This is a genomic window from Streptomyces sp. NBC_00461, assembly GCF_036013935.1.
In the GTDB taxonomy this organism is placed as follows: Bacteria; Actinomycetota; Actinomycetes; order Streptomycetales; family Streptomycetaceae; genus Streptomyces.
Genome location: NZ_CP107902.1, coordinates 9,055,849 through 9,070,324 on the forward strand (window position 1 = coordinate 9,055,849; position 14,476 = coordinate 9,070,324).

Genomic DNA, 14,476 nt, shown 5'->3' on the forward strand with positions numbered 1-14,476 from the left:
TCTCACCGCGCTGGGCGTCGGACCGCCGTCACGCGGGGCACAGGCTGCACCCGGCAGAACCCACGGTCCCAGGAGCTTCCCCGAGCCGGTGCCGTTATCCAGCCTTCCACCCCTTTTCGTGACTGCGCAACGGCACGGCACGAGGAGGTACCAGGTGCCGGGGACCGGCCCGTCGGTCGGGTGCGGTCGGTCGGCTCCCGTCGATCATGTCCGGTCGGCGTGCACCGGGACGGGACGTCAGCTCCGCAGAGCGGCCGACGACCAGACGTGCCCGTCGTCCGTCACCAGATCGACGCGGTCGATGGCGCCCGCGGATCCGTAGGCGATCCAGGTGGCCCGGCCGGACGGCGGCATCCACCATTGGCCGACGCTGCGGGTGGAGCCGTCCTTGAGGAGGAGACGGCAGGTGTAGTGGGTGCCGGGCCGTCCGTCCGTGATCTGCATGACCACGACGTGCTCGTCGCCGGCACGGCTCGGTTCCACGGTGCCGACCTTCGCCCCCGAACCCGTGACCAGCAGGGCTCCGTGATCGCTCGCGGCCACCTGGACCGGCGCCGACTCGTGGTGCAGGACAGTGGTGCCGACGGCGCCCAGGCAGAGGCCGGCCGCGGCGGCCGCGGCGACCAGCAGCGGGGTCCGGTGGAACCGGCGCGCGGAGGAGGGGCGGCGCAGTTCCAGGCGGCTGAGGACCCGGGCGTCGAAGCCGGGCGGCGCCGCGACCGCGGGGGCCGCCGGCAGTACCGCGTCGACGGCCGCCGACAGATCGTCGTACGCCGAGCGGCAGGAGGTGCACACGGTGAGATGGCGCAGCAGCTCAGCCGGTTCGCCGGGGAGGGTGCCGAGAGCCAGGGCGGTCAGTTCGTCATCGTCAGGGTGATGTTCCCGGGCGTCTGAGTGACGTTTCATCGCGGCTTCCCTCCTTCAACGCGTCGCGCAGTCTGCGCAGGCCGGTGCGGATGCGGGTCTTGGCTGTGCCCAGGGGGATGTGCTCCTGCCGGCCCACCTCGGCGGCGGTGCATCCGCCCAGCACGGCGAGGGCGACCGCGCGGGCCTGCTCGACGGGCAGGACCCGCAGCCGGGCGAGGGCGCGCTCGCTCTCCAGGGCGGCGAGGGCCTGCCGCGCCGTGCCGTCGGAGTCGGTCTCCGCCCGCAGGGTCACATCCAGCAGCCGCTCCAAGGTCTCCGCGAGGACAGGCGTGGAGTGCCGGGCCCGTACGGCGTCGATCGCGGCGTTACGGGTGATGGTCAGCAGCCAGGTGAGCGCCGAGGCCCGCCGGGGGTCGTAGCTCCCCGCCGCCCGCCAGGCCCGTACGAACACCTCCTGGCTCACGTCCTCGGCCAGCGCCGGATCGCGGGTCACGGACAGTGCCAGACCGTAGACCGCGTCCTGGAACCGGCGGACGAACGCGGCCGCCGCCTGCTCGTCGCCCAGTGCGAAGCCGGCGACGAGCGAGGCGTCGTCGACCCGGTCCGCACGCGGGAACAGTTCCACACCCTTGGGTACGTATGGATGGGCCGAAGGGATTGAACGACTGCCGAAAGAATTGAGCGCGAACCGCCCCAATCCGTCGGTGCCGCTCGTCCGTACAACCTCCGTCAGGAAGGACGGAGACATCATGAGGCGAGAGATCATGGGGCGAAGCGGCATCACCGTGGCGGGGTTCGCCATCGCGGCACTCGCGCTGGCCGGCTGCGGCGGAGGAAGCGGGAGCGGGAGCGGAGCCGGTGGCGCACAGAAGGGCAGCCCGGCAGCGGCAGTCATGGACACCTCCACCATCAAGGCCGGTCACTCGAAGCTGGGCGACATCCTCGTCGACGGCAAGGGACGCACGTTGTACCTGTTCACCGAGGACGGCAAGAACACCAACTCGATGAACTGTGACGCCGCGTGCCTCAAGCTGTGGCCGCGCATGGAAGGCAAGCCGCACGCGGGCTCCGGCGTGGACGCCGGTCTCATCGGCACCACGAAAGGAGCGGTCAAGGCACAGGCGACGTATGCCGGACACCCCCTGTACTACTACGCCAAGGACCGTGCGGCCGGCGATCTCAAGGGGCAGGGCATCGACAAGATCTGGTACGTCATGAACACCAAGGGCGCGGCGATCAAGAAGGCCGTCCCGGCGTCGAACGGCTACGGCAACGGCAGCAGCGGCAGTGGCGGCTACTGATGCCGGCCGGGAGCCGCCGCGGTACGGCAGCCCCCGACCGGCTCGGGACACTCACCCGTGCCACGACCGCCACAGCGCCGCGTACGCGCCCTGCGCCGCGACCAGGTCGTCGTGGCTGCCCAGCTCGCTGATGCGGCCGTTCTCCACGACGGCGATCACGTCCGCGTCGTGGGCGGTGTGCAGCCGGTGGGCGATGGCGACGACCGTGCGGCCGTCGAGGACGCGGGCGAGGGACCGTTCGAGGTGGCGCGCCGCACGTGGGTCGAGCAGCGAGGTCGCCTCGTCCAGGACCAGCGTGTGCGGGTCCGCCAGAACCAGGCGGGCCAGTGCGATCTGCTGGGCCTGGGCCGGGGTGAGGGTCAGCCCGCCCGAGCCGACCTCCGTGTCCAGACCGTCGTCCAGCGCACGGGCCCAGCCGTCGGCGTCGACCGCGCCCAGCGCCGCCCACAGCTCGGCGTCCGCCGCGTCCGTCCGGGCCAGCAGGAGGTTGTCGCGCAGGGAGCCCACGAAGACGTGATGTTCCTGGTTGACGAGGGCCACGTGGGAGCGGACCTGTTCGGCGGACATCCGGGACAGCTCGGCGCCGCCGAGGGTGATGCGGCCCTCCCGGGGCGCGTAGATGCCGGCGAGCAGCCTGCCCAGCGTGGACTTGCCCGCGCCGGAAGGGCCCACCAGGGCCAGCCGGGTACCCGGCGCGACCTTGAGGGACACCTCGCGCAGCACGTCCACGCCCTCGCGGTAGCCGAAGTGCACCCGGTCCGCGTGCACGTCACGTCCGTCGGGCGCCGGGGTCCGGCCACCGGCGTCCGGCTCGATGTCGCGCACGCCGACCAGCCGCGCCAGCGACACCTGCGCCACCTGCAGCTCGTCGTACCAGCGCAGGATCAGGTTCACCGGATCCACGAGCATCTGCGCGATCAGCGCGCCCGTGGTCAGCTGGCCCACGTCGATCCAGCCCCGCAGGACGAACACGCCGCCGATCATCAGCACCGAGGCGAGCACGGTCACATGGGTGAGGTTGATGACGGGGAAGAGCACGGACCGCAGCCACAGCGTGTAGTTCTCCCAGGCAGTCCACTCCTTGACCCGGCGCTCCGACAGTTCGATCCGGCGGTCGCCGAGGCGGTGGGCCTCGACGGTGCGCCCGGCGTCGACGGTCTCGGCGAGGGCGGCGGCCACGGCGGCGTACCCCGCGGCCTCCGAGCGGTAGCCGGACGGCGCCCGTTTGAAGTACCAGCGGCAGCCGACCACCAGGAGGGGAACGGCGATCAGGACGGCGGGCGCCAGTGGCGGCACCGTGACGACGAGCCCGCCGAGCAGCAGCACCACCCACACCACGCCGATCGACAACTGCGGCACGGCCTCACGCATCGCGTTCGCGAGCCGGTCGATGTCCGTCGTGATCCGGGACAGCAGATCGCCCGTGCCGGCCCGCTCCAGGACACCCGGCGGCAGCCCGACCGACCGCACGAGGAAGTCCTCGCGCAGATCGGCCAGCATCCGCTCGCCGAGCATCGCCCCGCGCAACCGCACCTCCCGCACGAACACCGCCTGCACGACCAGGGCGAGCACGAACAGCGAGACGATGAGCGGCAGATGAAGCTCCCGCGCCCCGTCCGACACCCGCTGGACGAGGTCGCCCAGCAGCCACGGGCCCGCCATCGAGGCGATCACGGACACCGTGTTGACGGTGATGAGGATCAGGAAGGCACGCCGGTGCCGCCGGAACAGCTCGGCCACATAGGCGCGTACGGTCGCGGGGGCGCCGACGGGCAGCGTGTTCGCCGTCGTCGGGGCCGCCGGGTCGTACGCCGGTGGCGCCACGCCGATCATGCCGTCTCCTCGATCTCTTCCAGTTCGTCCATGTCCAGTAGGCCGCTCGGGGCGGCCTCTTCCTCGGTCTCCCGGGTCACCACGGCCCGGTAGCGGGGCTCGGTGTGCACCAGCTCGCGGTGCACACCGACCGCCGCGACCTCGCCCTCGTGCACCAGCACGACGCGGTCGGCGTGGTCCAGGAGCAGCGGCGAGGAGGTGAAGACCACCGTCGTCCGTCCTTCCCGCAGGGCCCGCACTCCCTGAGCGATCCGCGCCTCGGTGTGCGAGTCGACGGCCGAGGTCGGCTCGTCCAGGACGAGCACCTCCGGGTCGGTGATCAGCGACCGGGCGAGCGCGAGCCGCTGGCGCTGACCGCCGGACAGCGACCGCCCGCGTTCGGTGATCCGGGCGTCCATCGGGTTCGCGGCGTCCAACGACCCCTGGGCCAGCGCCTCCAGGACGTCCCCGCACTGGGCGGCCGCCAGCGAGTCCCGTGCGGCGACGTCACCCGAAGCGGGTACGTCGAGCAGTTCGCGCAGCGAGCCGGACAGCAGCACCGGGTCCTTGTCCTGGACGAGGACAGCCTTGCGGGCCGTGTCCAGCGGCAGCTCGTCCAGCGGGACGCCGCCGAGCAGGACGGACACGCCCTGCTCGGCCGGGTGGCCGCCCAGCCGTTCGGCCAGGCGCCCCGCCGCGTCCGGGTCGCCGCACACCACGGCGGTCAGCCTGCCGGTCGGCGCGAGCAGTCCGGTCGCCGGGTCGTACAGGTCCCCGGACGGGAGGTCGGCCGCGCGCGAACCGCAGGTGTCCGTGGCGCGTTCCAGCGCCAGCACACCCGCCGCCCGCGTGGCGGAGGGCCGCGAGAAGGAGTACGCCATGGCGATCTCCTCGAAGTGCCGCAGCGGATAGGTGAGGATCATCACCGAGCTGTAGACGGTGACCAGTTCGCCGACGGTGATGCGGCCCTGGTGGGCCAGATGGACGCCGTAGAAGACGACCACCACCATCAGCAGACCCGGCAGCAGCACCTGGATCGCGGAGATCAGGGACCACATGCGGGCACTGCGCACGGCGGCGTGGCGGACCTCCTGGGAGGCACGGCGGTAGCGGTCGAGGAACAGTTCCTCGCCGCCGATACCGCGCAGCACGCGCAGGCCGGCGACGGTGTCCGAGGCCAGCTCGGTGGCCCGCCCCGCCTTCTCGCGCTGGACGTCGGCCCGCCGGGTCGCCCGCGGCAGCAGCGGCAGCACCGCGAGCGCCAGCACGGGCAGGCCCGCGGCGACGACGACGCCGAGCGCCGGCTGGTAGACGACCAGGGCGACGCAGACCAGCACGACCGTGAGGGCCGCCGCGGTGAAACGGGAGACGGCCTCCACGAACCAGCCGATCTTCTCGACGTCACCCGTGGAGACGGCGACGACCTCGCCGGCCGCGACACGCCGCGTCAGCGCCGAGCCCAGCTGGGCCGCCCTGCGGGCGAGCAGCTGCTGCACGCGGGCGGCGGCCGTGATCCAGTTGGTCACCGCGGCCCGGTGCAGGAACGTGTCGCCGAGGGCGACGCCCACGCCGGTCAGCGCCAGCAGCCCTCCCGCAAGGGCGAGTTCTCGGCCCGAGCGGTTGACGACGGCCTGGACGGCCGCGCCCACGCAGAACGGCAGGGCGGAGACCGACACGAAATGCAGCAGCCCCCAGGCCAGCGACTTGAACTGACCACCCAGTTGGTTTCGGCCCAGCCACCACAGGAATCGGGGACCCGAGCGGGCGTCCGGCACGCCCGGGTCGGGATAGGGAAGGTCTTGGATCTGCATGACGGATGACGTCCCGGTGGCTCGTGTCAGGGGGCGGTGGGAACTGCGAACGGCGACAACAAACCGTGAAAGGTTCGCCTCGCAGCGTGGTCGAAGGCAACAGGTTTTCTGTGGCGCCGTACAGAATGGGGCGATGCGAAAGAACGGTGCATGTCGTACGGCGGTCGCGGTGGCGGTCCTGGGAACGCTGGCGGTGATGTCGGTGGCCTGCGGCAGCGAGCGACAGGGCGGCGCAGGTGAGAAGGGCACCACGGGCGGCGCGGCCGGCACCCGCCCGCACATCGGAGACCGCACCCGGACCATCCCTGACGTCGGCGACCGTCTGCAACACCGGATCCCCGCCGACTCCGGCCAGGTCGTGGCGGTGTACGGCGAAGGCAGGGACTCCGCGGACTCCACGGTCGTGCTGTACGGCAAGCGCGGCCCGGCCTGGGACCGGATGCGCAGCTGGCCGGCGCACAACGGCAAGAAGGGCTGGACCGCCGACCATCACGAGGGCGACCGGCGCAGCCCGATCGGCGTGTTCACCCTCACCGACGCGGGCGGCGTCCTCGTCGACCCCGGCGCCCGGCTCCCGTACACCCGCGACGCGTCCCTTGAGGCCCCGCGCTGGTGGGCGCGCTCGCACTGGCACGACTTCGACTACGTCATCGCCATCGACTACAACCGCGTCAAGGGCACCCCGCCCGACGACCCGACGCGCCCCGAGGGTGACGCGAAGGGTGGCAGCATCTGGCTGCACATGGACCACGGCAGCGGTACGTCGGCCTGCGTCAGTGTCTCTCGGGAGGCGATGGAGTATCTGCTGCGCACGCTCGACCCGGACCGGCATCCCGTGGTGGTGATGGGGGACAGGGCGGACCTGAAGTCCTCGTACTTCTGACGGAGGCCTCATTGCCAGGAGGCGCCAACTCGCCGTAGAACACCGGCCATGAAGAGACGGATCGTCATGTCCATGCTCGTCGGAGCGACCCTCCTGGCGAGCACCCTCCTGGGGGCGGCTCCGGCCCAGTCCGCCGACGTCCCCGCCGAGTTCGGCACCGACTGGCACGACCCGGTGACCGCTGCCCCGCCGGTCGAGAAGCCCTCCGGCAAGTCCTGCCGGGTCACCCTGGCCGAGGCCCGGTTCCGGGACTTCACGCCGTACAAGGGCACTTACTCCCCGCCCGAAGGCTGCGGCGACCGCTGGGGCAAGGTGGTGCTGCGCCTCGACGGCAAGGTCAAGGGACGGCAGTTCGACCGGCTCGGCTATCTGCACGTCGGAGGGGTCGAGATCCTCCGTACGTCCACCCCCGAGCCCTCGCCCGACGGCATCGGGTGGTCCGTCGAGAAGGACGTCACGCGCTACAGCGACACGTTCCGCGGCAGCCAGGGCGTCGAGATGCTCATCGGGAACGTCGTCGACGACACGTACACGGGCGTGATCGACGTCAAGGTCACGCTCACCTTCTACCCGGCAAGGACGGGCAAGCCGGCCGCCGCGATCCCGGACCGGGTCCTCACCCTCTTGGACGGCAACACCCTCACCACCCCGCGTAACAGCGAACGCATCCTCGCCGAGGTCTACGCCACCGGATCGGGCGGCGGCTGCGAGGAGTTCTGGTACCTGGCGGTGCCCGACTCCGCGCCCTACTCCTGCCAGGCCGACGGCGGCCCGTACCGCGAGGTGCAGATCAAGGTCGACGGCCAACTGGCCGGAATCGCCGCGCCGTTCCCGCACGTGTGGACCGGGGGATGGTCCAACCCCTTCCTCTGGTACGTCGTTCCGGGCCCGCGCGCCTTCGACGTCAAGCCGATCGAATACGACCTGACCCCCTTCGCCGGCCTGCTCAACGACGGCCGCCCGCACCAGGTCCAGGTGTCGGTCGTCGGTGTGCCGGAGGGGCAGAGCGGCTGGAGCGCTCCGGTCAACGTGCTCGTGTGGCAGGACGCCGGGCGGGCGCACGTGTCCGGGAAGCTCACTGTGGACAGGGCGGGTGACCTCGCCAACTCCTCGACGTACACGGCCGGTTCGCCGCAGCGCGTGGACACCGAGGCAGGTCATCGGCTGACCGTCGCCGGGTACGTGGACACCTCGCACGGGCGCGTGACCACCACCGTCGGCCGCACTCTCGCGAGCACCTCCGTCCACCGGTGGACCGACGGCGAGAACACCGACGGCCTCGACGCCACCTGGAGCGATGACCAGACGGTCACCGTCGACGGACGCGGCCCGGCCCGTACGACGCACACGCACCGGACCTACACGATGAACGGCGCGACCACGATTGGCGACGACGCCCGGCTGCGCACGGTGCTGACCCTCGGCGACCGGGCCGCGGTCGTCGAAACGCGCGGCGGCCGGCGGACGGGCTGGTCGCGGCTCGACGACACCGTCACCGGCGATGCCACGTACACGACCGATGTGCCGCGCGACCAGCGGCACGCCGTCGGCACGACCAGCGAGCGGTACCGGCTGTACGGCTCGGCGGGCTGCCATGACCGCACCCTGACCAGCGTCCAGGGGGTGCTCACGGAGGAACGCGACCGCTGCTGAGGCCAGTTGTGTGTGGCGCGTCACGCGGGGCGGGTTTTACAGGGCTGTAACGCGGAGGTCTTCGGCGGGATCAAGAACGCCCTGAGAGTGATCGTCACGGAAGCCGCTTTCCGTATCGCAGAAGTCCTCCCCGGCTTCTGTGTGGTGACGTCCCCCCTCAAGGAGTGCCCCGTGCCGCCGTCCGTACCGTCCCTCCCGCGACGCGTCGCACGCATACTGCGTACCTCACTCTTCGCGCAGGTCGCCTGCGCGCTGGTGCTCGGCATCGTCGTCGGAAAGCTGTGGCCCGGTGTGGCCACGGATCTCCAGCCGCTCGGTGACGGCTTCACCCGCCTCATCAAGACGATCATCTCGCCGCTGGTGTTCTGCGTGGTCGTCGTCGGCATCGCCAAGGCGGGAGACCTGAAGGCGTTCGGCCGGATCGGGCTCAAGGCCCTGATCTGGTTCGAGGTCGCGAGCACGGCGGCGCTGATCATCGGTCTGGTCGCCGCCAACGTCTTCCAGCCCGGCTCGGGCATGCATGTCGACCCGTCCACGCTGAGCACCAAGGCGGTCGACGCGAAGACGGGCGGCGGCTCGCTGCCCTCGACGACCGAGTTCGTCGTCAACGCCCTGCCCACCAGTTTCATCGGTGCCTTCGCCGAGAACTCCCTGCTCCAAGTGCTCATCCTGGCGTGCCTGGTGGGCGCCGCGCTGCTGCACCTCGGCCACACGAAGGTGCCGCAGGTCCTGCCCGCCGTCGAGCAGGCCCAGGAGATCATCTTCGCGATCGTCGGCTTCGTCATGCGGCTGGCCCCGATCGCGGTGTTCGGCGCGATGGCCGTCCTGATCGGCCAGTACGGGCTCGGCGTGATCGAGACCTACGCCAAGCTGATCATCCTGTGCTACGTCGCCGCCGCGCTGTTCATCGCGTTGCTCGCCGTCGCCCTCCGGATCGTCACAGGGCTCAGCCTCTGGAAGTTCCTCCGCTACATCCGCGAGGAGATGCTCCTCGCACTCGGCACCGCGTCCACTGAGTCCGTGATGCCGCGCGTGATGCAGAAGCTGCGCAAGGCCGGGGCCCGCGACGACGCCGTGGGCCTGGTGCTGCCCACCGGCTACTCCTTCAACCTCGACGGAGCCTCTCTCTACCTCTCCATCGGCACGCTGTTCATCGCCCAGGCCGTCGGAGTGGACCTCAGCCTGGGCCAGCAGATCACCGTGGTGCTCGTGCTGATGCTGACAAGCAAGGGCATGGCGGGCGTCCCCGGTTCGGCCTTCCTCGCGCTGTCCGCGACCGCCTCCTCGCTGGGAGCCATCCCGGCCGGCGCGGTGGCGCTGCTGCTGGGCGTGGACCGGATCATGGACTCGATGCGCGTCGTGACGAACCTGCTCGGCAACTGTGTCGCCGTCTTCGCCGTCTCCCGCTGGGAGGGTGCGCTGGATCTGGAGCGGGCGAAGAAGGTGCTGGACGGGGAGTCCGTCCCCGAGGAGGAGTCGTCGGAAGCGGAAGAGGCGGTGTCTGTCGCCGGCTAGCTCGGGGCCGGCTCGTTCGCGGGCGGCTGCGGGTGCGTGTGGGTCGATCGCGCAGTTCCCCGCGCCCCTTTTGGGTGGGACCACTGGTCCGACCTCAAGGGGCGCGGGGAACTGCGCGATCAGCTCCCACACGCAGCCGCCCGCTTGCCGTAGGCCCGCTACCTGCAGCGAAGCTCCGGCGCCCCGTCCACCAGCGTGTCCAGCAACCCGCCCAGCACCTCGCGCTGCTCGTCCGTCAGCGGCGCCAGGATCTCCACGGCGGCCGACCGTCGCGCCCCCCGCAGCTCGCTCAGCGCCTTGTGTCCGTCGTCCGTGAGCTCGATCCGGATCACCCGGCGGTTGGTCGGATCGGGCACCCGGCGCACCTTGCCGCTCGCCTCCAGCCCGTCCACCAGTGAGGTCACGGCCCGGGGGACCACCTCCAGGCGCTCGGCGAGATCCGCCATGCGCGGCGGTGAGCCGTAGTGCGCCAGCGTGCGCAGCAGCCGGGACTGGGCCGGGGTGACGCCCAGGCCGGCCTGTTCGATATGGCGCTTCTGGATCCGGTGCACGCGCCGCGTGAGCCGCAGCAACTGCTCGGAGAGCAGGCTGTCGGCATCGGGGGTGGTCATGCGGGAACAATATCAGGACCTATTTCATTGTGAGCGTAGGTAACAATGAGCTAAGGTCCGTCAGTCGACGCCGCACCGCGCCGGCCATCGTCGTCCCACCCCGTAGGAGCCCATGCATCCCGACCGTGAACCCGGATGGACTCCACCTGCCGGCTCCGATCCCAAGGAGCAACCCCGGCAGGTGCGCCGCATCCTCGGACTCTTCCGTCCCTACCGCGCCCGTCTCGCCGTCGTCGGCCTGCTGGTCGGCGCCTCGTCCCTGGTCTCCGTCGCCACGCCCTTCCTGCTGAAGGCGACCCTCGACACCGCGATCCCGCAGGGCCGGACCGGCCTGCTCAGCCTACTCGCGCTCGGCATGATCCTCAGCGCCGTCCTGAGCAGCATCTTCGGTGTCCTGCAGACCCTGATCTCGACGACCGTCGGCCAGCGCGTCATGCACGACCTGCGCACCGCCGTCTACGGCCGCCTGCAGCGCATGTCGCTCGCGTTCTTCACCCGCACCCGCACCGGCGAGGTCCAGTCCCGCATCGCCAACGACATCGGCGGCATGCAGGCCACCGTCACCTCCACCGCCACCTCCCTGGTCTCCAATCTGACCAGCGTCGTGGCCACGATCGTCGCGATGGTGGCCCTCGACTGGCGTCTGACCGTCGTCTCGCTGGTCCTGCTCCCGGTCTTCGTGTGGATCAGCCGCCGCGTCGGCAGCGAGCGCAAGAAGATCACCACCCAGCGTCAGAAGCAGATGGCCGAGATGGCCGCCACGGTCACCGAGTCGCTCTCCGTCAGCGGCATCCTGCTCGGCCGCACCATGGGCCGCTCCGACTCGCTCACGAAGTCCTTCGCCGAGGAGTCCGAGGGCCTGGTCGACCTGGAGGTCAGGTCGAACATGGCCGGCCGCTGGCGCATGGCCGTCATCACGATCGTCATGGCAGCCATGCCGGCCGTCATCTACTGGACCGCGGGCATCGCCCTCCAGATGGGCGGCCCCGACGTCTCGATCGGCACGATCGTCGCCTTCGTCTCGCTCCAGCAGGGCCTGTTCCGCCCGGCCGTGAGCCTTCTGTCGACCGGCGTGCAGATCCAGACCTCGCTCGCGCTCTTCCAGCGCATCTTCGAATACCTCGACCTGCCGATCGACATCACCGAGCGGGAGGACTCGGTCCACCTCGACCGGATCAAGGGCGAAGTCCGCTTCGAGGACGTCGAGTTCCGATACGACAGCAACGACAGCAAGGGTGCGCCCATCCTCGACGGCATAGGCATCGACGTCCCCGCGGGCAGCAGCCTCGCGGTCGTCGGCCCGACCGGCGCCGGAAAGTCGACGCTCGGCTATCTCGTCCCGCGGCTGTACGACGTCACCGGCGGCCGCGTCACCCTCGACGGGGTCGACGTCCGCGACCTCGACTTCGACACCCTCGCGCGCGCGGTCGGCGTCGTCTCCCAGGAGACGTACCTCTTCCATGCCTCGGTCGCCGAGAACCTGCGCTTCGCCAAGCCGGACGCCACCGACGAGGAGCTTGAGACAGCGGCGAGGGCGGCCCAGATCCACGAGCACATCGCGTCGCTGCCCGACGGCTACGACACGGTCGTCGGCGAGCGCGGTCACCGGTTCTCCGGTGGCGAGAAGCAGCGCCTGGCCATCGCGCGCACCATCCTGCGCGACCCGCCGGTCCTGATCCTCGACGAGGCGACCAGTGCCCTGGACAACCGCACCGAGGCCGCCGTCCAGGACGCCATCGACGCCCTCTCGGCCAACCGCACCACGCTCACCATCGCCCACCGCCTGTCCACCATCCGCGGGGCCGACCAGATCGTGGTCCTCGACTCCGGGAGCGTCGCCGAACGGGGTACGCACGAGGAACTGCTGGAACGGGACGGGCGGTACGCGGCCCTCGTACGCCGGGATGCCCAACTGGAGCCGACGAGCTGAACATATGCCGGGTTTGTGACGATATGCGGGTTACCGTGCCCGCATGCAGAAGAACACTCCGCCACGGAGCACGATTCGACTGACGCGGCGGGGCCGACTCGTCCTCATCGCGACCGGAGCCGTTGTGGCCGGCACCGCCGTGGCGGTGCCGCTGGTGACGCTGGAACGCGACCGGGATGCCAGGCCCACGTCCCTGGTCATCCCGGAGGGCTGGCGCGCGAGCCAGGTCTACGCCGCCGTCGACAAGGGGCTCACCCTGCCGGCGGGCAGCACCAAGAGGGCGCTCGCGAAGGCCCGGCTGAAGCTGCCGAACGACGCGGAGGGCAACCCTGAGGGCTATCTCTTCCCGGCGACGTATCCGCTCGGCAAGAAGGCGACGCCAGAGTCGGTGCTGTCGTTCATGGTCGACACCGCGAACAAGAAGTTCAACGGTGCCCCGGTCGCGGCCGGCGCGCAGCGCAACGCGATGAACGTCTATCAGGCGGTCACCATCGCCAGCATCGTGCAGGCCGAGGCCGCCTCGAAGGCGGACATGGGCAAGGTGGCACGGGTCGTCTTCAACCGGCTGGAGCGTGGGATGCCGCTGCAGATGGACTCCACCCTCAACTACGCCCTGAAGCGCGCCACACTGAAGACGAGCGCCAACGACACGAAGCTCGACAGCCCCTACAACTCGTACCAGCGCATGGGCCTGCCGCCGACGCCGATCGACAACCCGGGCGAGGAGGCGATGCGCGCCGCGATCAGCCCCACCCCGGGCGACTGGCTCTACTTCGTCACGGTCAAGCCGGGTGACACCCGCTTCACCGCCGACTACCAGGAACACCAGCGCAATGTCGCCGAGTTCAACACCAACCAGAAGACCACCGGCACGAAGCCCACGAAGTAGCTTCCCGGTGGTCCCGTGGCCCCGTGGTCCCGTGGTCCCGTGGCGCTCGGGCCGGGGGTCAGGCGGCGACGGGCTTCGTCGGCTCCTCGGCCAGCAGGTGCCGGATGTCCCGTACGGCCGCTCGGCCCGCCCGGTTGGCGCCGATCGTGCTGGCCGACGGTCCATAGCCGACGAGATGGATGCGGGGATCGGCGACCGCGCGGGTGCCCTCCACGCGGATGCCGCCGCCGGGCTGCCGTAGTCGCAGCGGACGCAGGTGGTCGATGACGGCCCGGAACCCGGTGGCCCACAGGATGACGTCGGCGTCGACCCGCTGACCGTCGGCCCACTCCACCCCTTCGGGCGTTATCCGGTCGAACATGGGCCGACGGTCGAGGATCCCGTCCGCGATGCCCTGCCGGATCGCGTCGTTGAGCGGCAGGCCGGTGACGGAGACGACGCTCATCGGGGGCAGCCCCTGCCGCACCCGCTCCTCGACCAGCGCGACGGCCGACCGACCCACATCCTCGGTGAACGGGCCCTCGCGGAAGACCGGCGGCCGCCTGGTCACCCAGGTGGTGGCAGCGGCGTACGGGGCGATCTCCAGCAGATGCTGCGTACCGGAGGCACCCCCGCCCACCACGACCACCCGCCGCCCGGCGAACTCCTCGGGCCCGGGGTACCGGGCCGTGTGCAACTGCCGCCCACGGAAGGTCTCCTGACCGGGATAGCGCGGCCAGAAGGGCCGGTCCCAGGTGCCGGTCGCGTTGATCAGCGCCCGCGTCGACCAGGCTCCGTCCGAGGTCTCGACCAGCAGTCGGCCGCCCTCGCCCTCCCGCACGGCAAGGACGTCGACGGGCCGCCGTACCCGGAGGTCGAAGGTGCGCTCGTACCTGGCGAAGTACTCGGTGATCACCTCGGACGACGGCCGCGCGGGATCCGCGTCCGTCAACTCCATACCGGGCAGCGAGTGCATGCCGTGCACCTTGCCGTACGTCAGCGACGGCCATCGGAACTGCCACGCTCCGCCCGGACCGGGGGAGTGGTCGAGCACCACGAAGTCGCGCTCCGGCTCGAAGCCGGTGCGCCTCAGGTGGTAGGCGCTGGACAGGCCCGCCTGTCCAGCGCCTATGACGACTACCTCGACCTCGACCGCGTTGTTCACGCTTCCACTAACGGCGTCCAGCTCATGGATCTTCCCGAGACGATCCCGAGGCGACGAGCC

General features: G+C 70.9%; 12 protein-coding genes. 6 read left to right on the forward strand and 6 right to left on the reverse strand.

Features of this window, described 5'->3' with window-relative positions; translation table 11 throughout:
• Positions 1-237: 237 nt before the first annotated feature.
• Positions 238-906, reverse strand: a complete 669-nt coding sequence (locus tag OG870_RS41995; protein WP_266526902.1) for a hypothetical protein — start codon at positions 904-906, stop codon at positions 238-240.
• Entirely contained in the window at positions 869-1,492 is a 624-nt protein-coding gene (locus OG870_RS42000) for a sigma-70 family RNA polymerase sigma factor (protein WP_266586966.1), read from the reverse strand. Before OG870_RS42000 ends, OG870_RS41995 begins: the two co-directional genes overlap by 38 nt.
• A 124-nt stretch (positions 1,493-1,616) precedes the next feature.
• Between OG870_RS42000 and OG870_RS42005 the strand changes: the two genes are divergently transcribed.
• Positions 1,617-2,168, forward strand: a complete 552-nt coding sequence (locus OG870_RS42005; protein ID WP_266526896.1) for a COG4315 family predicted lipoprotein — start codon at positions 1,617-1,619, stop codon at positions 2,166-2,168.
• A 51-nt stretch (positions 2,169-2,219) separates the two neighbouring features.
• Here the strand turns inward: OG870_RS42005 and OG870_RS42010 are convergent, their stop codons facing one another.
• Positions 2,220-4,001 carry an ABC transporter ATP-binding protein gene (locus tag OG870_RS42010; protein ID WP_266586968.1) on the reverse strand — a complete coding sequence of 594 codons (1,782 nt, stop codon included), beginning with the start codon at positions 3,999-4,001 and terminating at the stop codon, positions 2,220-2,222.
• Complete coding sequence (locus tag OG870_RS42015; RefSeq protein ID WP_266586970.1) at positions 3,998-5,791, reverse strand: ABC transporter transmembrane domain-containing protein; 1,794 nt, start codon at positions 5,789-5,791, stop codon at positions 3,998-4,000. The genes OG870_RS42010 and OG870_RS42015 overlap by 4 nt, the downstream gene beginning before the upstream one ends.
• 133 nt (positions 5,792-5,924) lie before the next feature.
• Here OG870_RS42015 and OG870_RS42020 point away from each other — a divergent pair, with 133 nt between their 5' ends.
• The 3 genes from OG870_RS42020 (at position 5,925) to OG870_RS42030 (ending at position 9,842) form a co-directional block, all read left to right on the forward strand.
• Positions 5,925-6,674 (forward strand): L,D-transpeptidase family protein, encoded by a 750-nt coding sequence (locus OG870_RS42020; protein ID WP_266526886.1) that lies wholly within the window; start codon positions 5,925-5,927, stop codon positions 6,672-6,674.
• Positions 6,675-6,722: 48 nt separating this feature from the next.
• Positions 6,723-8,327 carry a peptide-N4-asparagine amidase gene (locus OG870_RS42025; RefSeq protein ID WP_266841670.1) on the forward strand — a complete coding sequence of 535 codons (1,605 nt, stop codon included), beginning with the start codon at positions 6,723-6,725 and terminating at the stop codon, positions 8,325-8,327.
• 171 nt (positions 8,328-8,498) lie between these two features.
• Positions 8,499-9,842, forward strand: coding sequence for a cation:dicarboxylate symporter family transporter (locus tag OG870_RS42030; RefSeq protein ID WP_266841672.1), 1,344 nt, complete (start codon positions 8,499-8,501; stop codon positions 9,840-9,842).
• Between the two features lie 158 nt (positions 9,843-10,000).
• Here OG870_RS42030 and OG870_RS42035 read toward each other — a convergent pair whose 3' ends face one another.
• Positions 10,001-10,453, reverse strand: coding sequence for a MarR family winged helix-turn-helix transcriptional regulator (locus OG870_RS42035; protein WP_266526877.1), 453 nt, complete (start codon positions 10,451-10,453; stop codon positions 10,001-10,003).
• 112 nt (positions 10,454-10,565) lie between these two features.
• On the opposite strand from OG870_RS42035, the gene OG870_RS42040 reads away from it, so the two are divergent.
• A complete protein-coding gene (locus tag OG870_RS42040) occupies positions 10,566-12,383 on the forward strand; it encodes an ABC transporter ATP-binding protein (protein WP_327692056.1) in 1,818 nt (605 codons plus the stop codon).
• Between the two features lie 43 nt (positions 12,384-12,426).
• Positions 12,427-13,272, forward strand: a complete 846-nt coding sequence (gene mltG, locus OG870_RS42045; RefSeq protein WP_327692057.1) for an endolytic transglycosylase MltG — start codon at positions 12,427-12,429, stop codon at positions 13,270-13,272.
• A gap of 58 nt (positions 13,273-13,330) precedes the next feature.
• On the opposite strand, the gene OG870_RS42050 is transcribed toward mltG, so the two are convergent.
• Entirely contained in the window at positions 13,331-14,416 is a 1,086-nt protein-coding gene (locus OG870_RS42050) for an NAD(P)-binding domain-containing protein (protein ID WP_266526870.1), read from the reverse strand.
• Positions 14,417-14,476: the final 60 nt, after the last annotated feature.

Coding starts and splice junctions, on each gene's coding strand:
- OG870_RS42040 (WP_327692056.1), top strand. CDS start 10,566: ATGCATCCCGACCGTGAACCCGGATGGACTCCACCTGCCGGCTCCGAT.
- OG870_RS42035 (WP_266526877.1), bottom strand. CDS start 10,453: ATGACCACCCCCGATGCCGACAGCCTGCTCTCCGAGCAGTTGCTGCGG.
- OG870_RS41995 (WP_266526902.1), bottom strand. CDS start 906: ATGAAACGTCACTCAGACGCCCGGGAACATCACCCTGACGATGACGAA.
- OG870_RS42010 (WP_266586968.1), bottom strand. CDS start 4,001: ATGATCGGCGTGGCGCCACCGGCGTACGACCCGGCGGCCCCGACGACG.
- OG870_RS42020 (WP_266526886.1), top strand. CDS start 5,925: ATGCGAAAGAACGGTGCATGTCGTACGGCGGTCGCGGTGGCGGTCCTG.
- OG870_RS42015 (WP_266586970.1), bottom strand. CDS start 5,791: ATGCAGATCCAAGACCTTCCCTATCCCGACCCGGGCGTGCCGGACGCC.
- OG870_RS42005 (WP_266526896.1), top strand. CDS start 1,617: ATGAGGCGAGAGATCATGGGGCGAAGCGGCATCACCGTGGCGGGGTTC.
- OG870_RS42025 (WP_266841670.1), top strand. CDS start 6,723: ATGAAGAGACGGATCGTCATGTCCATGCTCGTCGGAGCGACCCTCCTG.
- mltG (WP_327692057.1), top strand. CDS start 12,427: ATGCAGAAGAACACTCCGCCACGGAGCACGATTCGACTGACGCGGCGG.